General features: G+C 43.6%; 23 protein-coding genes. 11 read left to right on the top strand and 12 right to left on the bottom strand.

The window, feature by feature from the left end; all coding sequences use genetic code 11:
• Positions 1-16: 16 nt before the first annotated feature.
• The 4 genes from WR49_RS16285 to sdhC are packed head-to-tail and all read right to left on the bottom strand — an operon-like array spanning position 17 to position 3,243.
• The gene (locus WR49_RS16285; protein ID WP_017056408.1) at positions 17-730 is read right to left on the bottom strand and encodes a succinate dehydrogenase iron-sulfur subunit; all 714 of its coding nucleotides are present in this window, start codon (positions 728-730) and stop codon (positions 17-19) included.
• Positions 731-742: 12 nt separating this feature from the next.
• Positions 743-2,509 carry a succinate dehydrogenase flavoprotein subunit gene (gene sdhA, locus WR49_RS16280; RefSeq protein ID WP_017056407.1) on the bottom strand — a complete coding sequence of 589 codons (1,767 nt, stop codon included), beginning with the start codon at positions 2,507-2,509 and terminating at the stop codon, positions 743-745.
• Positions 2,510-2,857, bottom strand: coding sequence for a succinate dehydrogenase, hydrophobic membrane anchor protein (gene sdhD, locus WR49_RS16275; protein ID WP_017056406.1), 348 nt, complete (start codon positions 2,855-2,857; stop codon positions 2,510-2,512).
• Positions 2,851-3,243: a succinate dehydrogenase cytochrome b556 subunit gene (gene sdhC / locus WR49_RS16270; protein WP_019820486.1), complete on the bottom strand. Its 393-nt coding sequence runs from the start codon at positions 3,241-3,243 to the stop codon at positions 2,851-2,853. Before sdhC ends, sdhD begins: the two co-directional genes overlap by 7 nt.
• 417 nt (positions 3,244-3,660) lie before the next feature.
• Between sdhC and WR49_RS16265 the strand changes: the two genes are divergently transcribed.
• The gene (locus WR49_RS16265; protein ID WP_017056404.1) at positions 3,661-4,950 is read left to right on the top strand and encodes a citrate synthase; all 1,290 of its coding nucleotides are present in this window, start codon (positions 3,661-3,663) and stop codon (positions 4,948-4,950) included.
• A gap of 136 nt (positions 4,951-5,086) precedes the next feature.
• Here the strand turns inward: WR49_RS16265 and WR49_RS16260 are convergent, their stop codons facing one another.
• Complete coding sequence (locus tag WR49_RS16260; RefSeq protein WP_017056403.1) at positions 5,087-5,845, bottom strand: Nif3-like dinuclear metal center hexameric protein; 759 nt, start codon at positions 5,843-5,845, stop codon at positions 5,087-5,089.
• A gap of 107 nt (positions 5,846-5,952) precedes the next feature.
• Between WR49_RS16260 and WR49_RS16255 the strand changes: the two genes are divergently transcribed.
• On the top strand, positions 5,953-6,711 hold the full coding sequence (locus WR49_RS16255; RefSeq protein WP_046224703.1) for a DUF1853 family protein: 759 nt from the start codon (positions 5,953-5,955) through the stop codon (positions 6,709-6,711).
• A gap of 113 nt (positions 6,712-6,824) precedes the next feature.
• Here WR49_RS16255 and pgm read toward each other — a convergent pair whose 3' ends face one another.
• Together pgm and seqA are read right to left on the bottom strand one after the other, a co-directional pair.
• On the bottom strand, positions 6,825-8,471 hold the full coding sequence (gene pgm / locus WR49_RS16250) for a phosphoglucomutase (alpha-D-glucose-1,6-bisphosphate-dependent) (protein ID WP_046224702.1): 1,647 nt from the start codon (positions 8,469-8,471) through the stop codon (positions 6,825-6,827).
• A gap of 91 nt (positions 8,472-8,562) precedes the next feature.
• Positions 8,563-9,102: a replication initiation negative regulator SeqA gene (gene seqA, locus WR49_RS16245; protein ID WP_017056400.1), complete on the bottom strand. Its 540-nt coding sequence runs from the start codon at positions 9,100-9,102 to the stop codon at positions 8,563-8,565.
• Between the two features lie 93 nt (positions 9,103-9,195).
• Between seqA and WR49_RS16240 the strand changes: the two genes are divergently transcribed.
• The 3 genes from WR49_RS16240 to fldA all read left to right on the top strand — a co-directional run bounded on the left by WR49_RS16240 (position 9,196) and on the right by fldA (position 10,876).
• A complete protein-coding gene (locus WR49_RS16240) occupies positions 9,196-9,957 on the top strand; it encodes an alpha/beta fold hydrolase (protein ID WP_046224701.1) in 762 nt (253 codons plus the stop codon).
• A gap of 108 nt (positions 9,958-10,065) precedes the next feature.
• Complete coding sequence (locus WR49_RS16235; protein WP_017056398.1) at positions 10,066-10,284, top strand: DUF2788 domain-containing protein; 219 nt, start codon at positions 10,066-10,068, stop codon at positions 10,282-10,284.
• A gap of 58 nt (positions 10,285-10,342) precedes the next feature.
• Complete coding sequence (gene fldA / locus WR49_RS16230) at positions 10,343-10,876, top strand: flavodoxin FldA (protein ID WP_017056397.1); 534 nt, start codon at positions 10,343-10,345, stop codon at positions 10,874-10,876.
• A 94-nt stretch (positions 10,877-10,970) separates the two neighbouring features.
• On the opposite strand, the gene WR49_RS16225 is transcribed toward fldA, so the two are convergent.
• On the bottom strand, positions 10,971-11,480 hold the full coding sequence (locus tag WR49_RS16225) for a DUF4442 domain-containing protein (protein ID WP_017056396.1): 510 nt from the start codon (positions 11,478-11,480) through the stop codon (positions 10,971-10,973).
• A 207-nt stretch (positions 11,481-11,687) separates the two neighbouring features.
• On the opposite strand from WR49_RS16225, the gene fcrX reads away from it, so the two are divergent.
• Entirely contained in the window at positions 11,688-12,137 is a 450-nt protein-coding gene (fcrX, locus tag WR49_RS16220; protein WP_004734226.1) for a ferric iron uptake transcriptional regulator FcrX, read from the top strand.
• A gap of 169 nt (positions 12,138-12,306) precedes the next feature.
• On the opposite strand, the gene glnS is transcribed toward fcrX, so the two are convergent.
• Together glnS and nagE are read right to left on the bottom strand one after the other, a co-directional pair.
• Positions 12,307-13,974: a glutamine--tRNA ligase gene (glnS, locus tag WR49_RS16215; protein ID WP_046224700.1), complete on the bottom strand. Its 1,668-nt coding sequence runs from the start codon at positions 13,972-13,974 to the stop codon at positions 12,307-12,309.
• Positions 13,975-14,276: 302 nt separating this feature from the next.
• Complete coding sequence (gene nagE, locus WR49_RS16210; RefSeq protein ID WP_046224699.1) at positions 14,277-15,836, bottom strand: N-acetylglucosamine-specific PTS transporter subunit IIBC; 1,560 nt, start codon at positions 15,834-15,836, stop codon at positions 14,277-14,279.
• Between the two features lie 476 nt (positions 15,837-16,312).
• On the opposite strand from nagE, the gene nagA reads away from it, so the two are divergent.
• The 4 genes from nagA to asnB all read left to right on the top strand — a co-directional run bounded on the left by nagA (position 16,313) and on the right by asnB (position 22,238).
• Positions 16,313-17,449, top strand: a complete 1,137-nt coding sequence (gene nagA, locus WR49_RS16205) for an N-acetylglucosamine-6-phosphate deacetylase (RefSeq protein WP_046224698.1) — start codon at positions 16,313-16,315, stop codon at positions 17,447-17,449.
• A 2-nt stretch (positions 17,450-17,451) separates the two neighbouring features.
• Positions 17,452-18,666 carry a DNA-binding transcriptional regulator NagC gene (gene nagC, locus WR49_RS16200; RefSeq protein ID WP_046224697.1) on the top strand — a complete coding sequence of 405 codons (1,215 nt, stop codon included), beginning with the start codon at positions 17,452-17,454 and terminating at the stop codon, positions 18,664-18,666.
• An 83-nt stretch (positions 18,667-18,749) separates the two neighbouring features.
• The gene (locus tag WR49_RS16195; RefSeq protein WP_046224696.1) at positions 18,750-20,336 is read left to right on the top strand and encodes a cation:proton antiporter family protein; all 1,587 of its coding nucleotides are present in this window, start codon (positions 18,750-18,752) and stop codon (positions 20,334-20,336) included.
• A 231-nt stretch (positions 20,337-20,567) separates the two neighbouring features.
• The gene (asnB, locus tag WR49_RS16190) at positions 20,568-22,238 is read left to right on the top strand and encodes an asparagine synthase B (protein WP_046224695.1); all 1,671 of its coding nucleotides are present in this window, start codon (positions 20,568-20,570) and stop codon (positions 22,236-22,238) included.
• Positions 22,239-22,322: 84 nt separating this feature from the next.
• Here asnB and rfaH read toward each other — a convergent pair whose 3' ends face one another.
• The gene (gene rfaH, locus WR49_RS16185; protein WP_046224694.1) at positions 22,323-22,829 is read right to left on the bottom strand and encodes a transcription/translation regulatory transformer protein RfaH; all 507 of its coding nucleotides are present in this window, start codon (positions 22,827-22,829) and stop codon (positions 22,323-22,325) included.
• 499 nt (positions 22,830-23,328) lie between these two features.
• Between rfaH and WR49_RS16180 the strand changes: the two genes are divergently transcribed.
• Positions 23,329-24,726, top strand: coding sequence for a peptide MFS transporter (locus WR49_RS16180; protein ID WP_046224693.1), 1,398 nt, complete (start codon positions 23,329-23,331; stop codon positions 24,724-24,726).
• Positions 24,727-24,820: 94 nt separating this feature from the next.
• Here the strand turns inward: WR49_RS16180 and hemH are convergent, their stop codons facing one another.
• Positions 24,821-25,783, bottom strand: coding sequence for a ferrochelatase (hemH, locus tag WR49_RS16175; RefSeq protein ID WP_046224692.1), 963 nt, complete (start codon positions 25,781-25,783; stop codon positions 24,821-24,823).
• Between the last annotated feature and the right edge of the window lie 16 nt (positions 25,784-25,799).

Below are 25,799 nucleotides of genomic sequence, written 5' to 3'. Positions count from 1 at the left end.
CAATTTTTTATATCACTTAAACCGAGCGATTCACTAACATGGTCTTGATGTGACCAATCGCTTTCGTCGGATTTAATCCCTTAGGACAAACACTTACACAATTCATTATGCCATGGCAACGAAAAACGCTAAATGCATCATCAAGATCGGACAAACGTTCGTCTGTCGCAGTATCTCGGCTATCAATTAGCCAGCGGTACGCCGCCAGCAGGCCTGCTGGCCCGATGAATTTATCAGGGTTCCACCAGAATGATGGGCAAGATGTTGTACAACATGCACACATGATACATTCGTACAATCCATCTAAGTGCGCACGTTCCTCAGGACTTTGTAAGTTTTCGCGTGCCGGTGGTACATTGCCATCAGACACTAGGAATGGTTTCACTTTCTCGTAGTTATCGTAGAACTGAGTCATGTCAACAATCAGGTCACGAACAACAGGCAAGCCAGGCAATGGACGAATAACAATCTTGTCTTGGCCAGAAAGCGCAGACAACGGCGTAATACACGCTAGACCGTTCTTACCATTCATGTTCAAACCATCCGAACCACATACACCTTCACGGCATGAGCGACGGAATGAGATGGTTGGATCTTGCTCTTTTAACAGAATAAGCGCATCCAAAAGCATCATGTCTGAACCTTCATCCACCTCTAAGGTATATTCCTTCATATAAGGCTTCTGATCGACATCTGGATTGTAACGGTATAAAGAGAAATTCAGTTTCATGGTCATATCTCCTTAGTACGTACGTGCTTTAGGTGGGAACGCTTCGCGATGGATAGGTTCCATATTTACACCACGCTTAGTCATGCTCTCTGACTCTGGATTGTAAAGAGAGTGGCATAGCCATTGCTCATCATCACGGTCAGGGAAATCGAATCGAGCGTGTGCACCACGGCTCTCTGTACGGAAGTTTGCAGCAACAGCCGTTGCGAATGCCGTTTCCATCAAGTTTTCAAGCTCTAGACACTCGATACGTTGAGTGTTGAACTCTGTAGACTTATCAGATAGGTGTGCATTATTCAGACGCTCGCGAATTGCTTTAAGCTCTTCTAGGCCTTCAGCCATTGCTTTGCCTTCACGGAATACTGAGAAGTTGTTCTGCATACATTGCTGAAGATCTTTACGGATTTGCGCTGGATCTTCGCCGTCTGTGCTGTTTTCCCAACGGTTGTAACGCTCTAGTGAACGCTCAATGTCAGCTTCAGTTGCAGGCTTAGCTTCGTCTTGCTTCTTCAGTGTCTCACCTAGGTGTAGACCTGTCGCACGACCAAATACCACTAAATCAAGCAGTGAGTTACCACCTAGACGGTTGGCGCCATGTACTGATACTGATGCGATTTCACCACAAGCAAATAGGCCCTGGATTTCAACATCGCTTCCGTCTTCCGTTTGCTTAATAGCTTGACCAGAAACTTGTGTTGGAACACCACCCATCATGTAGTGGCATGTCGGGATTACTGGGATTGGCTCTTTCACTGGATCAACGTGAGCAAAGGTACGAGAAAGTTCACATACGCCAGGAAGACGAGATTCAAGTGTCTCTTTACCTAGGTGATCAAGCTTAAGCTTGATGTGCGGACCCCAAGGGCCATCGCAGCCGCGACCTTCACGAATTTCAACCATCATTGAACGAGCAACAACATCACGACCCGCTAAGTCTTTAGCGTTTGGTGCGTAACGTTCCATGAAGCGTTCGCCATCTTTATTGAGAAGGTAACCCCCCTCACCACGACACCCTTCTGTTACCAATACACCTGCGCCAGCGATACCCGTTGGGTGGAACTGCCACATTTCGATGTCTTGCATAGGAACGCCAGCACGAATCGCCATACCAACACCGTCACCAGTGTTAATGTGTGCATTGGTTGTTGATGCGTAGATACGGCCAGCACCACCAGTCGCAAGGATTGTTGCCTTCGCTTTGAAGTAGCAAACTTCGCCCGTTTCCATACAAAGCGCGGTTGTACCTAAGATTGCACCATCTTCGTTCTTAACAAGATCCAGTGCATACCACTCAGAGAAAACCGTCGTTTTGTGCTTAATGTTTTGTTGGTAAAGTGTGTGAAGCAGTGCGTGACCAGTACGGTCGGCTGCAGCTGCGGTACGAGCCGCTTGCTCACCACCAAAGTTTTTAGATTGTCCACCGAAAGGACGCTGGTAAATAGTACCGTTCTCGAAACGAGAGAAAGGTAGGCCCATTTTTTCAAGTTCGATTACCGACTCAGGACCGTTTTTACACATGTATTCGATAGCGTCTTGGTCACCGATGTAATCAGAACCTTTAACGGTGTCGTACATATGTTGTTCCCAATGGTCTTCGTGCGCGTTACCAAGAGCAACAGTGATGCCGCCTTGTGCTGAAACCGTATGAGAACGAGTAGGGAAAACTTTAGAAAGCAATGCACAAGATAGGCCTTGCTCAGAAATTTGCAGTGCGGCACGCATACCTGCACCACCAGCGCCGATAACTACGGCATCAAACTCACGAACAGGAATAGTCACTTACGCACCCCACAAAATAAACAGACCAGAGAAGAAATATCCAAGAAGAACTGCAACAACACCGACTTGAAGACCAACACGCAGTTTTGCGCATTTGATGTAGTCAGTTAGTACTTGCCATAATCCGATCCACGCGTGAACCAAAACAGAAGTAAGCGCTAACATGGTGAATACTTTAGTGAAGGTTCCACCAAAGAATTGAGTCCAAGATACGTAAGAGATATCACCAGAGAAAGCACAGAAGCTCACTAGGTAGATAGTGTAAAGAGTCATAATGATGGCAGTTGCACGAATAAGTAGATAATCGTGAACACCATTACGACCAAAAGTGGAAACGTTGTTTACCATACTAAGATCCCCGCTAATAGAGACAATACCGCTGTTGCTGCGAATGCAACCTTAGCGCTCTTAGCGCCAGACTCCAGCTCTTCAAAGTGACCTAAGTCCATAAGAAGGTGACGAATACCACCAGCAATGTGGTAAGCCAAAGCGGTTAAAATGCCCCACAGAATAAACTTCACGAAGAAACCATCGACAATGTCGCTAGCTTCCATAAAGCCTACTGGGGATGAGAGGGAAATGGATAGTAACCAAAGCAAAATTCCAATCGCGACAAAAGTTATCACCCCAGACACACGGTGTAGGATGGAAGCTATTGCTGTGATCGGAAAGTGGATGGTCTGTAAATCTAAATTAACAGGTCTTGTCTTTCTTTCTTTCACGGGCTTGCTCACTCAGCTCCATTGAGCATTATGGTCATTAAATAACCTTATGATATTGTTATGGACAAAATTTGATCGCAAACCTTCAAAATTTAACATTAACTTAACAAATAACTGAAGTTGAGCCTTAGATAATTGTAAAATATTTGTTAATCGCTAGACTAAGAAAGCCACCTCACATTTCTTCTTAGCCTTTCGTTTATAAGGTTTTAACCAAACTTTTCAGCGCCACTATACGGCTGGCAACATTCTAATACAATTGACGTAACAAATAATGCTACACAGACCAGACTTTTAACGAATTTAATCTAAAAAACACTAACAAGTGCACACAAAGCTGCAGAAAAATTGACTTTCTCACGTAAGACCAGTAAAAAAACCGCACATAAACATCCTGGATGGATTAAATAATAAACAAAGGAGATTGTTATGGCGGATAAGAAAGCGACCCTTCACATTGAAGGTCAAGCGCCAATCGAGCTGCCGATTACAGAGGGTGTACTCGGTACGCCTGTGATCGATGTTCGAACACTAGGTTCTAACGGTTTTTTCACTTTTGACCCTGGTTTTCTTGCCACTGCATCCTGTGAGTCTCAAATCACTTTTATTGACGGTGGAAAAGGTATTCTTTTACATCGTGGTTATCCAATAGACCAACTTGCCAATAACGCTGATTACTTAGAAGTGTGTTATATACTTCTTTACGGTGAAGCCCCATCTCGAACTCAGTACGAAAAGTTCAAGACTACCGTAACACGTCACACTATGGTGCATGAGCAAATTGCTAGTTTCTTCCACGGTTTCCGCCGTGACGCTCACCCTATGGCTGTAATGTGTGGTGTTGTAGGCGCTCTAGCAGCGTTCTACCACGACTCACTTGATATTCACAACGACACACACCGTGAAATTGCGGCTTACCGCTTGATTTCAAAAATGCCAACACTGGCCGCAATGTGTTATAAATATTCAATCGGTCAACCGTTTATCTACCCACGTAACGACCTAGGTTACGCGGAAAACTTTTTACACATGATGTTTGCAAATCCATGTGAAGAGTATGAAGTGAATCCTATCGTTGCTCGTGCTATGGATAAGATCTTGACCCTACACGCAGATCACGAACAGAATGCTTCAACGTCCACTGTACGTCTGGCTGGTTCATCGGGTGCTAATCCGTTTGCGTGTATCGCAGCTGGTATCGCATCACTTTGGGGCCCAGCTCACGGTGGTGCAAACGAAGCTTGTCTGCGTATGCTTGAAGAGATCGGTAGCGTAGATCAAATTGAAGAATACGTTGCGAAAGCAAAAGATAAAGATGACCCATTCCGTTTGATGGGCTTTGGTCACCGTGTTTACAAAAACTACGATCCACGTGCAACAGTAATGCGCGAAGCATGTCACGAAGTACTTAAAGAGCTAAATATTCAAGATCCACTACTTGACGTAGCCATGGAACTTGAACGTATCGCTCTTTCTGATGAGTACTTTGTTTCTAAGAAGCTATACCCGAACGTAGATTTCTACTCAGGTATCATTCTGAAAGCAATTGGCATTCCAGTATCTATGTTTACGGTAATCTTTGCGATGTCTCGTACTGTCGGCTGGATTGCACACTGGAACGAAATGCACAGCGATCCGACGAATCGTATCGGCCGCCCTCGTCAGTTGTATACTGGTCAAGAGCAGCGTGATTTCCAAGCGATACACGAACGCGAATAGTAAGGTTTCGACTTTTCTAATCAATTGAAATCAAAAAGGGTTGATGTATTAACATCAACCCTTTTTTGTATACCAGTATTTCGTATCACTTCAATGAAGGTACAAATATCCAGAGAGTTACAACCTCTAAATGTGGCTATACTGGGTTATCAATATCGATAAATTCAACATCTATACCATGTTCGTTTGCTAGCCACTCACCTAATGCCTTCACACCATAGCGCTCTGTTGCGTGATGACCTGCAGCGAAGTAATGAATATCTTGCTCACGAGCTGAGTACGTTGTGCGCTCTGAAATTTCACCAGAGATAAAAGCATCAATACCTTGAGACGCGGCAAGTTCAATGTAATCTTGACCGCCACCAGTGCACCAACCCACAGTGGTAATCAGTTTGTCTTGGTTTTCAGGAGCGATATGCAGTGGTTTACGACTCAGAGCTTGATTGACTTTATCTGCAAGCTCAGCACCTGTCATTGGCGCTTTCAACTTACCAAACATAGCAACCGATTGTGGGTGCCCTTCTAAGCCTCCTTCTATCTCAATATCGAGTAGCTCAGCTAGCTTGGCGTTGTTGCCAAGTTCAGGATGAATATCGAGAGGTAAATGATAACCAAAAAGGTTAATGTCATTTTTAATCAGAGTGCGAATGCGCTTGCCTTTCATACCGCGAATGGCTTCTGACTCACCTTTCCAAAAGTAACCATGATGAACTAACAAAGCATCGGCACTCAATTCTACCGCTTTATCAATCAGCGCTTGAGAAGCTGTTACACCAGTTACAATTCGCTTCACTTCAGAAGCACCTTCTACTTGAAGACCATTAGGACAGTAATCTTTAATCTGCTGTGGCTGAAGTTTTTCGTTCAGTAGCTTTTCTAATTGTAAGTTATTCATTTTTATTTCCAGCTTACCTTTATAATAACGCCGTTATATCAATTTACGGGTAGAATGTCGAAAGCCCCAGGATTATGTTTATAAAGAGCTATGTTTATGAGGAAAAGATGACAGCACTGCAACGTTTTTACCAATGGGTTATCGACTCGCCACCGTTACTGGAAATCAAACCACCCGTTTCTGATCTCAAGGGCTTCTCAGGCCCTCATACTATCGATTCATCACATACATATAATGGTAACCCTAGGTTAGGTTTCCTCTACCAGCACCTATGTGAACAAGTTATCGGTGCTTCGGATAATTATTCGATCAAGTACGATGAGATTCAGATTAATGTTGAAGGTAGAACACTAGGTGCTATCGACTTTATTCTCGAAGAAGAGAGCAGCCAAAAACTGCAACATTGGGAAGTGGCGATTAAGTTTTACCTACTTCATGAACAAACATGGTTTGGTCCTAACGCTCATGACCAATTAGATAAGAAGCTCGATAGGATGTTGATCCACCAATTGGGTATGTCGTCTTCAACGGCCTTTGCTGAGCAATATCCAGAGATCGATGTCGACTCAAAACATCTCCTCATGCAGGGTCGTCTATATACCAACCCCTTCTTAGATCAAAAAGTACCTACTGAATGTTTGGGTTACGACATTAATTCAAGCCAAGTAAACGGTTTTTGGTGCTATCAAAACCAAGCCCATTTAATCTCTGAAGTACTCTATCCTCTCACCAAAGAGCAATGGGCAGCGGGCACTGATGACTTCACCTGTGAACCTCTTACTGAGTTTGGTGATCGCTTCGTTCACGGACAAACCAAGTCTGGGCAGTTCTGGTTTGTGATGCCACAAAGTTGGCCACACGGCTAATCCATTGAGTTGACTTAGTCTTAGCCACTTACTCACAGACAAATAAAAAGGGCTGATGCTTTCACATCAACCCTTCTACTATTTATTTGGTGACTCTAGTAATCGAGATTTGATTATAGACCAGCGGCAGCAAATACTTGGTTAACTATCTCTTGAGCTTCTGCTTCGATTGCTTTTAGGTGCTCTTCACCTTTAAAGCTTTCACAGTAGATCTTGTAGATGTCTTCAGTGCCTGATGGACGAGCAGCAAACCAACCGTTCTCTGTCGTCACTTTTAGGCCGCCAATCGCAGCGCCATTACCTGGAGCATGCGTTAGGCGTGCAGTAATTGCATCACCAGCAAGCGTCTCAGCTGAAACCATCTCTGGAGATAGCTTCTTAAGCACGTCTTTTTGTGCGCCATTGGCTACTGCTTGAATACGGTTGTACTTAGATTCACCGTGTTTAGCAGCAAGTTCTTCGTAGTATTCTTGTGGGTTCTTACCAGTAACTGCTGTGATCTCAGCCGCAAGTAGACAAAGAATCAGTCCATCTTTATCTGTTGACCAAGGCGTACCGTCTTTACGTAAGAAAGATGCACCTGCACTCTCTTCACCACCGAAACCAAACTGACCGTTATAAAGGCCATCAACGAACCATTTGAAACCAACTGGCACTTCGCAAAGCTCGCGACCTAAATCAGCAACAACGCGGTCAATCAGAGCGCTTGATACCAGTGTCTTACCAACAGCAACATCTTTGCCCCAACCTTCACGGTTACGGTATAAGTAGTCAATACATACTGCTAGGAAGTGGTTTGGATTCATTAAGCCTTTTGGCGTAACAATACCGTGGCGATCGTAATCTGGGTCATTACCAAACGCTAGTTGATAGTCATCTTTAAGTGCCAGTAAACCTGCCATCGCGTACGGAGAAGAACAATCCATACGAACCACGCCATCTTTATCTAAAGACATAAACTGGAACGAAGGATCAACGGCTTCACTTACCAAAGTAAGATCTAAGTTGTACGCTTTACCTATTTGACGCCAGTAATCGATACCGCTGCCACCTAGTGGATCAACACCAATTTTGATGTTTGCTTTCTGAATCGCTTCCATATCAACCACGTTAACCAAATCAGCAACGTATGGGGCAACGAGATCTACTTCCTTCACTAACTCGGACTGTTTAGCCTGTGCGATAGGAGTACGCTTAACACCCTGCATTTGCCCAGCGATAATAACGTTCGCGCGATCTTCAATCGCTTGAGTTAATTCAGCTTCAGCAGGACCACCGTGTGTCGGGTTGTATTTGATACCGCCGTCTTGAGGAGGATTATGTGAAGGTGTGATAACAATGCCGTCGGCTTTTTTATCATTCGCTAGGTTGTGCGTAAGGATCGCGTGCGAGACACCTGGTGTTGGAGTAAAGCCATTTTTTTCTTGAATAATAACTTCAACACCGTTCGCTACAAGCACTTCGATAACAGTAGAAAACGCAGGCTCAGATAGAGCATGAGTATCTTTACCTAAGAAAAGTGGGCCTGTTGTCCCCTGCTCGGCACGAACCTCAGCAACTGCCTGTGCAATCGCTAGAATGTGATTTTCGTTAAATGTTGATTTGTCTGCGGTACCACGGTGGCCAGAAGTACCAAACAATACTTTATGATCTGGGTTGTTAGCATCCGGTTGCTGTAAGAAATAGTTAGCCACTAAAGCCGGAATATTATGAAGATCTTCCTGCTGAGCTTTTTGCCCAGCACGAGGGTGCATAGCCATTTTAGACATCCTTATATATAAAATTTAAAAACAAAAAAACCTCATAATATCTACTTATCCATGGATATTATGAGGTTTAAATCAGGTTTCGTTAAATTGAACCTGTTACTTTTTCTATCAATTCTGCTTGAAAACTCATACGGCTCATAAGCTGCTCAACCATCTGTCTTTTACGGCTAGTGTTGTTATTAGTAATAACCCAAAAAGGACTTTGTGGGATGGCCTTAGGCTTAGTCGTATTGCCATTTTCTAGCAAAGTCGCTTCGTTATCTGCAAAGTAAACACGCTTGCGGCCTTTTACTTGAGTTGCTTCTGAAAAGCTTTCAGGGTCGATTTTATGCAGTGTCGATAACACCAGCATGAAACGATCAATGGCTTTCTTTAGTGACGCAAACTCATCTGATATTAGTAGTGAGCGCATTTCTTTAACGCCATCGACCTTCTCTGGAGTAAAGCCGACTTCTTTGCTAACAACGATACCTTTTGGCTCAACGATCTCTTCGATCGGAGCCATACCTTGGCTATCAACCTGTAACAAGCGGCGCAGAATATCTGAAGCGCTTTCGCCAATACGTTCTGTCTGACCCGCAATAAAACGGTATAGGTCTTCATCAACCTCAATTGTTTTCATTCGCTTTTCACAATCTCAATGTTTAAACTCTGGGGGATTATAGCGAGATCCGCGCGGATACTCTACGTCAAACCCACCATGAATAAGATAAAAATGTCAGTACAGCTCAACTATAAAATTGAAGGTGAGGGTCACACCATTGTTTTGATCCATGGATTATTCGGTAATCTGGACAACCTTGGCTTACTCGCTAGGGATCTAAAAGCCGATCATCAGATGCTTAGTGTCGATCTACGCAACCACGGTCAATCTTTCCATAGTGACACTCACAACTATCAAGCGATGGCACAGGATGTCGCTCAACTGTTGAATAATCTTGAGCTACAAGATGTCACTGTCATTGGGCACTCAATGGGAGGCAAAGTAGCGATGGCACTGACAGAGCACCTTACACTGCGCAAGTTAGTTGTCTTAGACATGGCACCTGTCGCCTACACAAATAACCGCCATGACAACGTCTTCGCTGGCCTACAAGCTATAATAAAAGAAAAGCCAACATCGCGCGCAGACGCCCTTAAAGTTCTCGCAAACCATATCGAGATCGATGGCGTTCGTCAGTTCTTGACCAAATCTTTGTTTAAATCAGAACAAGGGGTTATGGAATGGCGTTTCAATGTTGCGTCACTGCTCGCTAATTACTCGCAGATCATTGGTTGGAAACCTATTGATAAAACGTCGGTCAAAACCTTGCTGATAAAAGGTGGGGATTCTGATTACCTCACGGCTGAACATCAAACCGCTGTTCAGCAGCAATTTTCTAATGCGAAAGCTCATGTCATCGCAAACACGGGGCACTGGCTGCATGCAGAAAAGCCAGCCGAAGTACTCAGAGCAATCAGAAAGTTCATCGCTTAAGTACTCTTTTTCATGCAGATAAATGAGAACTGTGTAATCAGTGTAGATTAACTTTATCTCACAACAGTGATATAGTGCGCCCAAGCAAAATTGGTATATAAGGTTCCCATGCTTTACGACTACATGAACATCATTGAATCTGTTGGTTTAGATCTCCTATTTGCCGCGATTTTCTTTTTGATCGGTATGGCAATTAGAGATGTTCTAAAGCAGGGAAACGTCCCTGTATTTGGTCGTCGCATCGTATGGTTAGTACTTTTCCTTGGTTGTGCAGGTTTTATCGCCAAAGGGATAATCCAACTAAGCTGGGAAGGAACAGGGATCTAATGACTCCCTTCCGAACTTTATTACACCGACAACAGACAAAATGAAAGGTAATGATTCTATGGCAAGTGTAGGTCTCTTCTTTGGTAGCGATACAGGTAACACTGAAGCTGTTGCTAAGATGATTCAAAAGCAATTGAGCAAACAGCTCGTTCACGTTCAAGACATTGCAAAAAGCAGCAAAGAGGATATCGATAACTTCGATCTACTGCTGCTTGGTATTCCTACGTGGTATTACGGCGAAGCTCAATGTGATTGGGATGATTTTTTCCCAGAACTAGAAGCAATTGACTTCTCAACCAAACTTGTTGCTATCTTCGGTTGTGGCGACCAAGAAGATTACGCAGAGTACTTCTGTGATGCTATGGGTACTGTCCGTGACATCGTAGAAGCGAAAGGTGGTACGATCTTAGGTCACACATCAACTGAAGGCTACGAATTTGAAGCATCAAAAGGTTTAGTTGAAGGTGACGACAGCCAATTCGTTGGTCTATGTATTGATGAAGATCGTCAACCAGAGCTAACCGATGAGCGTGTATCTAACTGGGTTAAACAAATCCACGAAGAGATGTGCCTTGCAGAGCTAGAAGACTAATCCTCTAACGGTTGTTAATTGTTACAATTAATTACAACTATATAGATAATGAAAAACCTCCTAAATGGAGGTTTTTCTGTTTAATACTCAAAGACTAACATTCCGCTTCTAAGGCTTTATCGTCATCTTCTCTAAATTGTGGCTTCTTCCTTACATACAAGGTTCGCTGGATTTCTGATACCACATTCCCCTGTTTATCTTTTACATAGATAATGAATTCTGGGAAACACTTTTCTCCAAGCTGCGTCTGCCGATAAATCTCATCAAGTTGTCCTTGGCTTATCTCAAAGTCTGCATACAAGTCAGATTGGCCAGGCTTGATAAAGTTAATGCTCGCTTCTTTATCCCACACATAGTACCTCTCACCTAAAATTCCCATTAACATCAACGAGTAAACCGGATCGGTTAAGGAGAAGATACTACCTCCATATTGAGTACGATTGGCATTTTTATTCCACCAACGCAGCTTGAGCACCGTCTTTACTACCCTGAAATCAGAGCTAATATGGGCTATCTTAATACCAGCGCCCCAAAACGGAGGCCAAACATTGAGTGCGAACCTTACAATGCTTGGTTTATATATTCTTGCAAGTTGCTTGTTCATGACAACATTCCATGTTCACATTAGAAATCCCGCGACCGTTACTGGTCTTACCTCCACTATAAGTGAGATACTTCCAATTTACAAAACAGATTGTGATGCTGGATAGAAACCCTTATAAGTTCGTGGTTTATTGTTATGCCTGACTAAACTATAATGGTATTAATATTGAATACTGTTAATTGCTGCAGATCATCAACAGGAAAGTATATGTCAGACAACAATCAAGCGCTAAAAGATGCTGGTCTTAAAGTGACCCTCCCAAGGCTCAAAATTTTAGAAGTATTACAACAACCAGACTGCCAACATATTAGTGCTGAAGATTTATATAAAAAGCTGATCGACCTAGGTGAAGAGATCGGGCTTGCGACCGTTTATCGAGTGCTTAACCAATTCGATGACGCTGGCATTGTAACTCGCCACCACTTCGAAGGCGGTAAGTCTGTATTTGAACTTTCAACACAGCATCACCATGACCACCTAGTGTGTCTAGACTGCGGTGAAGTTATCGAATTCTCTGATGATCTTATCGAAGAAAGACAAAAAGAAATCGCTCAACGCTACAACGTACAGCTAACTAACCACAGTTTGTATCTGTATGGTAAAAGCATCACTGGGGATTGCAAAGGCAACCCAGACGCACATAAAGCGAAGAAGTAACAAAGAACGCTGGCTTAGACCGGCGTTTTTTATTTGGGCTCATGCGGTAGTAAGATTCACATCAGCTTGACCCACAATTTGTTATTTTATCCAGATACAAAAAAACCGGCTCTAAGCCGGTTTTTTATTAATCGCATCTTGAGAAACTAAGCTTTGAGAAACAGAGCTATTAAGCTTCAGCTTTACCCCAAGTGTCACGCAAGCCAACTGTACGGTTGAATACTAGCGCGTCTGCTTTAGAGTCTTTCGAATCTACGCAGAAGTAACCGGTACGTTCAAACTGGTACGCTTGCTCTGCCACGCCTTCAGCTAAGCTAGGCTCAACAAAACCGTTTAGCGTAACCAGAGATTCAGGGTTCAGCGTTGCTGAAAAGTCGTCAGCAGCGGCTGGGTTTGCCACTGTGAATAGACGATCGTATAAACGAATCTCAGCAGGCAGTGCTTTATTAGCTGATACCCAGTGGATAACGCCTTTCACTTTACGGCCATCTGCAGGGTTCTTACCCAGAGTTTCGTTATCGTAAGAACAGAAGATAGTCGTAATGTTACCTTCTGCATCTTTTTCGATACGTTCTGCTTTGATCACGTAAGCGCCACGTAGACGAACTTCTTTACCTAGAACCAAACGCTTGTACTTCTTGTTTGCTTCTTCACGGAAGTCATCACGCTCAATCCAAACTTCACGTGTAAATGGTACTTCACGAGTACCCATTTCTGGCTTATTTGGGTGGTTTGCAACGGTTAGCGTTTCTACTGTATCTGCTTCGTAGTTCTCGATCACTACCTTCACAGGATCCAGAACAGCCATCGCACGAGGTGCATTTTCATTCAGGTCATCACGAATACAAGATTCAAGCGAACCGAACTCAATCATATTCTCTTGCTTCGTTACACCAATACGCTTACAGAATTCACGAATCGAGCTTGGAGTAAACCCGCGACGACGTAAACCAGAGATAGTAGGCATACGAGGGTCATCCCAACCTTGAACTAGATTCTCAACCACAAGTTGGTTCAGCTTACGCTTAGACATCACTGTGTATTCAAGATTCAAGCGGCTAAACTCATACTGGCGAGGTTGGCTGTCAATCGTAATGTTATCTAACACCCAGTCGTACAAACGACGGTTGTCTTGGAATTCAAGAGTGCAGATAGAGTGCGTAATACCTTCCAACGCATCAGAAATACAGTGAGTGAAATCGTACATTGGATAAATGCACCACTTGTCACCTGTCTGATGGTGGTGAGCAAAACGAACACGGTAGATAACAGGATCGCGCATCACCATGAATGAAGAGCTCATGTCGATCTTAGCACGTAGACACGCTTTGCCTTCTTCGAAACCACCGTCACGCATTTTTTCAAACAACGCTAGGTTCTCTTCAGGGCTGCGGTCGCGGTATGGGCTCGCTTTACCTGGCTCTTTTAGCGTGCCACGGTACTCACGGATTTGATCAGGACTTAGCTCGTCAACATACGCTAAGCCTTTATTAATTAATTCCACAGCATAAGCGTAAAGCGTATCGAAGTAGTTTGATGAGTAACAAATATCACCAGACCATTCGAAGCCTAACCAACTTACATCATTCTTAATTGACTCAACGTATTCAACGTCTTCTTTTTCAGGGTTTGTATCATCGAAACGAAGATTACATTGTCCCTGGTAGTCCTGAGCAATACCAAAGTTCAAGCAAATAGATTTAGCGTGACCAATGTGCAGGTAGCCATTTGGCTCCGGCGGGAAACGAGTATGCACGCTACTGTGTGTACCATCCGCTAAATCTTTATCAATAATTTGGCGAATGAAATTCGATGGACGAGCCTCAGCTTCACTCATCTATAGCACCTCTATGTATTTAGTATTGTCAGAGAAAGTTATCTTCCGCCTCCAAGAAAACGCTCGCTTGTAGCGCCAGTCAAAGATAGAAAGATCGTTGTTGCTAATCATCCACAATTCTTTGCCTTTGCACAATAAGAACCGTCCGTTAATTGTGATTATTTCTACTATTCGGTAAAGAATAGAACGAACCTTGTTCACCGAACTTAAATCACAGGCACAAAAAAGCCTCCCATGTGGGAGGCTTTCAGTTTGATACTTACTTAAGAGTAACTTAACGTCTTAATTAAGTACTTCCCTTACTATGGAAGTTTTACATCAGATAGGTCTTCGCCTGCACCGATAGCTTTCATTTCGCCAGCTACGATTTCAGCTAGTGGGCCTAGGATAACCTGTAGGTTGTTTTCACCTAGTTTAACCACACCTTTAGCACCTAGTTTCTTAAGAACAACTTCATCTGCAACAGAGCGGTCTTTAAGAGTTAGACGTAGACGAGTGATACAAGCGTCGATTGAAGTTAGGTTGTCGTGACCACCTAGAGCTTTCAGGTATTGACGTGCAAGGTCGCCCTTTGGTGCGTCGCCAGCAGGAACAGCAACAGCTTCGTCATCATCTTCACGACCTGGCGATTTCAAGTTGAAAGCGCGGATTGCGAAAGAGAAAGTGAAGAAGTATAGAGCACCGAAACCAAGACCGATTAGTAGTAGTACGAATGGTTTAGTTGCTAGACCCCAGTTCAATACGAAGTCGATAAGACCAGCAGAGAAACCGAAACCGTGTAGAGTACCAAACATGTTAGCAACGACTAGAGACAGACCTGTAAATACAGCGTGCATTGCGTATAGAGCAGGAGCAAGAAATACGAACATGAATTCTAGCGGCTCTGTGATACCTGTTAGGAATGAACAGAATGCAACTGAGAACAGTGCACCACCAACTTGGCTACGCTTTTCAGCAGGAGCAGCTAGGTACATTGCAAGTGCTGCACCTGGTAGACCGAACATCATTACTGGGAAGAAACCGTTCATGAATACGCCAGCGCCTTTATCGCCGCCGAAGAAACGGTGTAGGTCGCCAGATTTAACAGTTTCAGTCACTTCTTTAACTACAGTAGTGATTTCTGGAGTTACAGAGTTAGCGAATGTGAATGTGTGCTCTTGGCCAACAACTAGAGTTTTAGCAAGCGCTGGGTCAACACAAAGTTGAGTGATGTTAGCGAATGCGCCTTGACCAGCAACGATGATTTCTTGACATGTACCCATACCAAACCAGAAGTATGAGTTCAATACGTGGTGTAGACCTACAGGGATAAGTGCACGGTTAAGAGTACCGTAAACGAATTGGCCGATAGCGCCAGACGTTGAGACAGCATGAGCTAGCGTATCTAAACCGGATTGAACTCCAGGCCAAACCACACCAGATACAGCACCAGCAACAAGTGCAAATAGACCAGCCATAATCGGAACTAAACGTTTACCCGCAAAGAATGCCAGCCACTCAGGAAGACGTGTCGCATGAAAAGCGTTGTAAGAGTGACCTGCGATGATACCCGCGAAGATACCGCCAAAGAATGACATGTTAACGTCTGCGTTAATTGTCGTTGCTGTCGCTGTTAGTACAAAATAAGCCACAGCGCCAGCAAGACCTGCAGCACCGTTACCGTCTTTAGAAAGACCAATTGCGATACCTAGACCAAATAGCAATGGTAGGTTACCGAAGATAGCGCCACCAGCTTGAGCCATAAATGGAATATCAAGTAGATCGCCTTGACCTAAACGTAATAGAAGCGCCGCAATCGGAAGCGTTGCGATAGGTAGCATTAACGCCTTACCTAACTTCTGTGCATATCCTAAAATATTCACCAGTTGTTTCCCCCTATAGGATTTTTAGAATTCGTTTGAGAAACTTATTTTAGTCGCTCAATTTAGTCCTTTTCAGTGTATTCAATTAATTTTGCCCCGCAAATTAAAACCTTACCATTTGTGATCCTAATCACCAGTTTTTACCAAATCCAGAGGTTTTTGCTAGCGAGATCATAAAACTTATTTTATCATTCAAAAAATGGGTATTTATAGATAAGATTTAAATCTAATTCATAGTTGGAAAAGAGGGGGGGGCTATTCGTATATCTAGCCATGTGAATAACAGTTAACGTTCAATATTAATGTATGGCTAACATTTAATTAAACCTTAAATTTCAAAGCTTTGAGTTAACTTCATTTTTAAATCTGTTTGACCATAGAAAATAAATCGTTATGTAAATGATGCCTGCAAACTAAGTCCACATTTACGTAACGAAGAAATTTTAAAGATCTCACGAAATAAGGATTAGCTGACTATGTACGCGCTAAGTAACTGTAAAATTTACACAGGTAGTGATGTTCTCACTGATCATACTGTTGTAATCGAAAACGAACTAATCAAAAAAGTCTGTCCAATCTCTGAAATGCCAGAAGGCATTGAGATTCGCGACCTAAATGGTGCGAACCTAAGCCCGGGTTTCATTGACCTACAACTGAACGGTTGTGGCGGTGTAATGCTGAACGATGAGATCACTGCTGACACAATGCAGATCATGCACAAAGCAAACCTGCAATCCGGTTGTACTAGCTTCCTTCCAACGCTAATCACTTCATCAGATGAAGACATGCGCGCCGTTATCACGGCAGCTCGCGAGTACCACAACCAATACCAAAACCAATCTTTAGGCTTGCACCTTGAAGGTCCGTACCTAAACGTTGCTAAGAAAGGCATCCACAACGTCGATCACATTCGTAAATCCGATAGCGATATGATTGAGCTTATCTGTGAGAACAGCGACCTTGTTGCAAAAGTAACACTAGCTCCCGAGCTTAACGACCCTGAACATATCGAGCGTCTACACAAAGCTGGCGTAGTAGTTTCTATAGGTCACACCAACGCAACTTACGCAGAAGCGCGTCAAGGTTTTGAATCAGGTATTACCTTCGCCACTCACCTATTCAACGCAATGACTCCGATGGTTGGTCGTGAACCAGGCGTTGTTGGTGCGATTTACGATACCCCTGAGGTTTACGCCGGTATTATTGCTGACGGCTTCCACGTTGATTACGCTAACATCCGAATTGCGCATAAAATCAAGGGAGAAAAGTTGGTATTAGTGACGGATGCCACAGCTCCTGCAGGTGCTAACATGGAATACTTTATTTTTGTCGGTAAGAAAGTATATTACCGTGATGGTAAGTGTGTTGATGAAAACGGCACACTGGGCGGCTCAGCTCTGACTATGATTGAAGCAGTTCAGAATACAGTTGAGCACGCTGGTATCGCTTTAGACGAAGCTCTCCGCATGGCTACGCTATACCCAGCTACAGCTATTGGTGTAGAAAGTAAGCTAGGTCGAATCAAAAAAGGCATGGTTGCAAACCTCGCTGTATTTGACCGAGACTTTAACGTTAAAGCGACTGTTGTTAACGGACAATACGAGCATAATTAAGTATGAATGGCGGACAAATAGGTAACGTAGACTTAGTTAAACAACTAAACAGTGCGGCAGTATATAGACTAATAGACCAGAAAGGACCTATCAGTCGCATACAAGTGGCAGATGTAAGCCAACTCGCACCGGCAAGTGTTACAAAAATTACCCGCCAACTTTTAGAGCGCGGCCTAATTAAAGAGGTAGCGCAACAAGCGTCTACTGGCGGTAGGCGCGCTATTTCTCTAACTACAGAAGTAGAACCTTTCCATTCCATTGCTGTACGATTGGGGCGAGACTACATTCAAGTGAGCCTTCATGATCTAGGTGGTCGTGAATTGGCTTTTCAGCAGCAAGACCTTGATTATTCAGATCAATCAGACCTGACCCAAGGTTTGCTCAATAACTTGAAGGCTTTCATTGCAGAACATCAACCAAAGATCGACCAACTGATTGCCATTGGTATCACTCTTCCAGGTTTGGTGAATCCGACGACAGGTGTCGTTGAGTATATGCCAAACACGGATATCGATAACCTAGCATTAAGTGACATTATTCGCGACACATTCCATGTGGCTTGCTTTGTTGGCAATGACGTCAGAGGGATGGCGCTGGCCGAGCACTACTTCGGTGCAAGTAAAGACAGCCAAGATTCGATCTTAGTGAGCGTTCACCGTGGTACTGGAGCTGGCATTATCGTTAATGGCCAAGTCTTCCTTGGCCACAATCGTAACGTTGGGGAAATTGGTCATATCCAAATTGATCCCCTAGGTGAACAGTGTCAGTGTGGTAATTTCGGTTGTCTTGAAACAGTAGCTGCGAACCCTGCGATTATTGAACGAGTACAGAAACTGATTAAGCAAGGTTATAAGTCTTCTTTGACAGAACTTGAACATATTACTATTCAAGATGTTTGTGACCATGCTATCAACGGTGACGAACTAGCCAAGCAGAGCTTAGTTCGCGTAGGGAACCAATTAGGTAAGGCTATCGCAATGACGATTAACTTATTTAACCCTCAAAAAGTGATCATTGCCGGTGACATAACGAAGGCACAAGAGGTTGTTTTCCCTGCAATTAAGCGCAATGTAGAGAATCAGTCTTTAACGACTTTCCATAGCGGCTTACCTATTGTAGCATCGCAGATCGACAAACATCCTACGATGGGAGCTTTTGCCATGATTAAGCGCGCTATGCTCAACGGCGTGTTACTTCAAAAGCTACTCGAAGACTAAAGAAAACCATTCTGATTTTCCGCGGGCCGTGTTTGTATAAACACGGCCCGTTTTTTTAAGCTAGGGAACTAAAACAACAAGTTATGGAACTTATATTAATATCCACTGCGTTTATCGCAGGATTTATTGCTTTAAAGTGTCACCTTCCCCCGTTAGTTGGCTTTCTGGTCGCAGGTTTTGGGCTATATGCTCTAGGCTTTCAAACCAATGACACCATCATTACCTTAGCGGACCTCGGCGTCACGCTGCTCCTGTTTACTATTGGTTTAAAGCTCGACATCAAAACCTTACTCTCTAAGGAAATCTGGGCAGGGGCAACAATTCACAATCTTTTATCGACTCTGTTTTTTGCGGCCGCCCTATTTGGTTTTAAGCTCTTAGGTATTTCATCGCTAGCTGCCATGTCGATGGAACAAATCGTTTTACTTGGCTTTGCCCTCTCTTTCTCTAGTACCGTATTCGCAGTTAAGTCTCTGCAAGAGAAAGGAGAAATGAATTCGACCTACGGAACATTAGCAATAGGTATTCTGGTGATGCAGGATATTTTTGCCGTGGTCTTTTTGACAGCATCTACAGGAAAAATTCCAGAGTGGTATGCCATCGCATTATTCGCTCTTCCATTCTTACGCCCCCTTTTCTACAAAGTACTTGATTGGGTTGGGCACGGTGAAATGTTAGTTCTGTTCGGCATTTTCTTCGCGTTAGTGATAGGCGCCGGCCTGTTCGAGCTTGTTGGCATGAAACCAGATCTAGGTGCCCTTATCCTAGGTATGTTACTAGCAGGCCACCCTAAAGCCTCAGAGCTATCAAAATCATTGTTTAACCTTAAAGAGCTTTTCCTTATTTGCTTCTTCTTGAATATTGGCTTATCCGAGCAACCAACCATTCAAGGATTTATGCTCGCTGTCCTATTCTTATTGTTACTACCAGTCAAAGGTTTACTTTATTTTTTAGTACTCAACCGCTTTAAGTTCCGTGTTCGAACGTCACTCCTCGCTTCTCTATCGCTGTTTAACTACAGTGAGTTTGGCCTCATAGTCGGTGGCCTAGCTTTTAAGATGGGTTGGATGTCTGGTGACATCTTAGTGGCAGTGGCTATTGCCGTATCACTTTCGTTCTTAATCGCTGCTCCTCTAAATAGAGCTGGTCACAAACTTTATCAACAATCCAGAAAATGGCTAAAAGAGCACGCCGCAGAGAAACTTCACCAACGAGACCAACTTATCGACCCTGGTCGTGCTCAAGTACTTATCCTTGGCATGGGACGAATTGGTACCGGTGCCTACGACGAGCTACGTTCACGCTACGGCAAAGTCAGCTTAGGTGTGGAGGTGCGTGAAGATGCTGCGCACAACCACAGAAGCCACGGAAGAAACGTAATTTCTGGCGACGCAACTGACCCAGACTTTTGGGAACGAATTTTAGATACAGCCAATGTAAAACTGGTGATCTTGGCGATGCCTCATCACCAAGGTAATCAAACCGCTATAGAACAATTGAAGTCGCGTAATTTTAAAGGTCAAATTGCAGCGATTGCCGAATACCCGGATCAACTCGAAACATTAAAAGAAAATGGCGTCGATGCAGCATTCAACATTTACAGTGAAGCTGGTAGTGGTTTTGCTCGGCATGTATGTGAACAATTAAACCCAAACATCAATAAAATCTAGTCTAAAACCTCTCTCCAAACCTCTCAAAATTGCGAACTTGTGCACTTTTGAGAGGCTTTCGTATAAAAAACCAACTGCAATTAGATATAAAACACAAAAACAACACTATTATTAGATTATTTCCAATGTACGAGCCTTTATATTATTTTTTTACTCACATCTGGTTGCTTTTTTTAGCCAAAATGGCAAATTAAATACAGTTGATTTAGAAATTATTTAAAAGGAAGTTCTATGTGTTCAGTATTTGGCATTCTCGACATTAAAAGTGATGCCGCAGCACTTCGCCCTATTGCTTTAGAAATGTCTAAAAAGCTTCGTCACCGCGGCCCTGATTGGTCTGGCATCTATGCTGGTGAGAAAGCCATCCTCGCTCATGAACGTTTAGCTATCGTTGGCCTTAACAGTGGTGCCCAGCCGCTATACAGCCAAGACAAAAAGCACATTCTTGCAGTAAACGGTGAAATCTATAACCACAAAGAACTTCGCGCACGCTATGAAGACAAGTACCAGTTTCAGACGGATTCTGACTGCGAAGTAATTCTTGCCCTATACCAAGAAATGGGCGCAGAGCTATTAGAAGAACTTAACGGTATTTTTGCGTTCGTATTATATGACGAAGACAAAGACGAGTACCTAGTGGGTCGTGACCACATCGGAATCATCCCGCTTTATCAAGGCTATGATGAGCACGGTAACTACTACGTCGCTTCTGAAATGAAAGCGCTAGTACCTGTATGTAAGACGGTCAGTGAGTTCCCCCCTGGTAGCTTCTACTCTTCAAAAGATGCAGAGCCTCAACGCTACTACATTCGCGATTGGAACGAATATGCTGCCGTTCAAGGTAACAGCACAAGCAAAGAAGAACTGACTGAGGCATTAGAAGCTGCTGTTAAGCGTCAACTAATGACTGATGTTCCCTACGGTGTACTTCTATCTGGTGGTCTTGATTCATCAATCACTTCAGCAGTCGCTAAACGTTTTGCTGCCATGCGTATCGAGGATGATGAGCAATCTGAAGCTTGGTGGCCACAGCTGCACTCATTCGCCGTTGGCCTAGAAGGCGCACCAGATCTTATCGCTGCTCGTGAAGTTGCGGACAAAATCGGGACTGTACACCATGAGATGACTTACACCATTCAGGAAGGCTTAGATGCCATCCGTGATGTTATCTATCACATCGAAACTTATGATGTAACGACGATTCGTGCATCAACGCCAATGTACTTGCTTGCTCGCAAGATCAAAGCAATGGGCATCAAAATGGTACTGTCTGGTGAAGGTGCTGATGAGATCTTTGGTGGTTACCTGTACTTCCATAAAGCGCCAAACGCGAAAGAATTCCACGAAGAAACCGTTCGTAAACTGCTTGCTCTAAGCATGTTCGATTGTGCTCGTGCAAACAAATCGCTAGCGGCATGGGGTGTTGAAGGCCGAGTACCATTCTTGGATAAAGAGTTCATCGATGTCGCAATGCGTCTGAACCCTGAAGATAAGATGTGTGGTAACGGTAAGATGGAAAAACACATCCTACGTGAGTGTTTCGAGGACTACCTTCCAGACTCAATCGCTTGGCGTCAAAAAGAACAGTTTTCTGATGGTGTTGGCTACGATTGGATTGATACGTTGAAAGCAACAGCTGAAGCGAAAGTCACGGATCAACAAATGGAAGCTGCTAAGTTTCGCTTCCCTTACAACACGCCAACAACTAAAGAAGGTTACGCTTACCGCGAAATCTTTGAAGAGTTATTCCCTCTAGATTCAGCGGCAGAATGTGTGCCCGGCGGCCCTTCAGTCGCTTGTTCATCAGCGAAAGCGATTGAGTGGGATGAGTCATTCAAAAACTGTGTCGACCCATCAGGCCGTGCAGTTCAAACCGTTCACAACGATGCTTACAACGCTTAACGTGTTTTGAACAATCCCTAAAGACTAAAAAAGGCGCATAATGCGCCTTTTTCGTTTTAAGCCTGTTTTTTTGTGTTGCTGCACTTATGCGTGAGCTTGTAGTGCTTCGTTCTCAATACTGATTGGAACCACTTGGCTGATCATTTTTACCAGCATAATAGAGCGAGCTTCACCGTCTTTCTGATCGAAAATAGCTTCAACCCCAGCAAACTGGCCACTCTGAATCTTAACTACCTGCCCAGATTCAAACTCAACACAACAATCTTCCACTTCGTTGCTGCAGCACTTCTCAAACTCTTTGAGATCAAACACCAAGTCTCCTTGGACCTCATGTGGCCTTGCACCAAACTTAATAAAGTCCACAACACCACGGGTTGAACGAACGGTTGTGAAGCTAGGACCTTGCTCATAGTCGAAGCGGACAAATATATAAGAAGGGAATAACGGTTCTTTGACCCGTTTTTCTTTTCCTCGAACTGACTTTTCAACTTCGATTTGGGGATAAAAGCACTCTACCCCCTGATTTTCCAAGTGCTGCTGTGCGCGTTTTTGATCACCACGCTTACAGTAGACTAAATACCAACGTTTCATTTTTACTAGCCATTTATTTTATTTTGGGACATCTTACCACAGCATAAAACGGTTTAATTAGGCGTAATAATATGAACCGTTATCAACAGAGTAATCTTCCGAATAGAGCTATTTACCAAGAAAATAGCCTTCAAAAATGCAATTAGATATTGTACAGCGATAAGATTTACATACAAATAAGGAATATAGAAGGTATTGGTATATAAAAAACCTATTAGATCGCATTTTCATTTTCGACCAACCCATACACCGTACTAATACATAAGTAAAACACCATTCGATAGGCACTAAAGAAGGCGCATTAATCATCCAGTTCAAATCTGGAAAATTAGTTTTCATCACACACTTTCAGAACAAAACTCAATAAAAAGCCATTAATATCAGCACTTTAAATAAATACACTTTTAAAACTACAAAAAACACCTATTGCAGTTTTTTATTCCACTCTGTATACATAAGTTACTATAAAATCTTTTAATACCTGAAGTTAGTAAAACTTATGCCAAGCAATCACAATATCTTTGGCCACCCTAGAGGCCTATTCCTACTTTTTAGCACAGAATTATGGGAACGTTTTTCCTATTACGCAATGCGTGCAATTCTGGTTTTATTTTTAACCGACACCACTATTAACGGTGGGCTCGGTTGGTCGACGAAAGACGCACTTGATCTCTACGGTATTTATACTGGCTTAGTATACATTACACCCTTAATCGGTGGCTGGATTGCTGATAATTACTTAGGACAACGTAAATCGATCCTGATTGGCGGTTTATTAATGGCGCTAGGCCAATTTACACTTGCTCTACCCAATGGCTTTATTGGCTTAGACCAAGTAAATGCTCTTTACCTCGGTTTAGCTCTGCTTATCAGTGGTAACGGTATGTTTAAACCAAACATCTCGACCATGGTTGGTGACTTGTACCAAGAAGGCGACAACCGACGTGATGGTGCTTTCACTATTTTCTATATGGGCATCAACTTAGGCGCACTGCTTGGTGGATTAATTTCAGGTGTTGCAGTCGACTCTTTCGGCTGGAAAGCCGGCTTCCTAGCCGCTGGCATTGGTATGATTATTAGTTTGATCATGCAAGTGACTATGGCTCAATCGTGGTTAGGTAACATAGGTTCAGTGCCTGCTGCAGCTCGAGCAAAAGCCTTAAACAAATCTAAAGAAAAAGATCCACTAACCAAAGAAGAATTTGACAGACTAAAAGTGATTTTAATTATGGGTCTGTTCGTGATCGTTTTCTGGGCTGGCTTTGAACAAGCAGGTGGTCTGATGAACATCTACACGCAACAATATACTGACCGTATGATTGGTGGTTTTGAAGTGCCTGCCGCGTGGTTCCAGTCCCTAAACCCATTCTTCATCATTACTCTTGCGCCATTCATTGCCGCATTTTGGGTCAAGCTTGGTAAGCGTGAACCAAATTCCCCGGTGAAGTTTGCTATGGCTTTGTTCTTCTTAGCTTTGGGTTTCGTGTGCATGATGGGCGCGGTAATGGAACAAGGTGGTGACCTAGCAGTGAAAACATCAATGTTATGGCTGGTGGGTGCTTTCTTCTTCCATACCCTTGGTGAACTTTGTCTATCGCCCATTGGCCTGTCGTTGGTCACTAAGCTAGCTCCGCTTCGTTTAGCCTCTCTGATGATGGGCGCTTGGTTTGGCTTCAACGCGGTGGCAAACTACGTAGCAGGTCTGGTTGGTTCTCATGTTGGCGAGTTTGGTGCTATGGCAATCTTCAGTGGTATAGCGATTACCGCAACGGCTAGTGGCATATTATTGCTGCTTTGTGCTGGTAAACTTGTGTCATGGATGCATGGCGTAGAAACCAACATGACGCTTGACACAGAACCAAAAGCAGATCAATCAGCAGAAACATCTGTCGCTTAATATCTAATATCTAAAATGACTTCAGAACATTAATTAAAAAGGGCTGCTCAATCAATGAGCAGCCCTTTTGTTATGTATAGAACCTACATATCAATTAACGGTGAAGTGCCACTAGCTCTGCCATCATATCGATGTGCGAATCTCTGTCGTTAAGGCACATAATATAACTAAAGTCCGCACCACCAGCTTCAATGAAGGTATCTTTGCACTGATCAGAAATTTCTTCCAATGTTTCCAAGCAGTCTACTGAGAACGCCGGTGCCATAATATCGATACTCTTAATGCCCTTACTTGGTAGTAACTCAAGCGTTTCATCTGTGTAAGGCTTCAACCACTCTTCTCGACCAAATCGCGACTGATATGTCATGGTGATATCTTCCTCAGATAAGCCTAACTCTTCAGCAAGCAGTTTTGTTGTCGCCTCACAATGTTGAGGATAGATGTCACCTTCATCAGCTAAGCGCTTAGGAATACCATGGAACGAACAAACCAAGTGATCGGCTCTGCCATTTTGCTCCCAATGACTGCGAACGCCTTCAGCCAGTGCTTTGGCATAACTAGGGTGCGCGTAGTAATCACGAATAAAGCGATAGCTTGGAATTACTGGCATCTGCTTAAACGCTTTGGTTAAACCATCAGAAACAGCCGCTGTGGTTGTTCCAGAGTACTGAGGATATAAAGGCAGTACGATGATATCTTCAACGCCCTGCTCCATCAGCTGCTCAACACCCGACTTTAGGCTTGGGTTGCCATAGGTCATACCCAGTGCAACCGGCATCTCTAGTTTTTTCTGGAGTTTTTTAGCTTGTCTTTGGGAGTACACAAGCAGTGGTGAGCCTTCATCCATCCAGACCGACTGATATAGCTTAGCCACTTTCGGCGCTCTAATCGGTAAAATCACCCCGTGCAAAATAGGACACCAGAGCCAACGCGTTAGGTTAACCACTCGCTTGTCATGTAAGAACTCACTCAAAAATCGACGAACGCCAGCTGGGGTCGCCGAATCTGGAGTCCCTAAGTTCACCAGTAAAACGCCCTGCTTTTTATTATTTTCCATAGATACCTGAGACTCA

The organism is Vibrio sp. ECSMB14106 (assembly GCF_000972265.1).
GTDB classification, from domain to species: Bacteria; Pseudomonadota; Gammaproteobacteria; order Enterobacterales; family Vibrionaceae; genus Vibrio; species Vibrio kanaloae.
The sequence above is the reverse complement of the archived record's forward strand: the minus strand, read 5'-3'. Positions and strand labels throughout refer to the sequence as shown.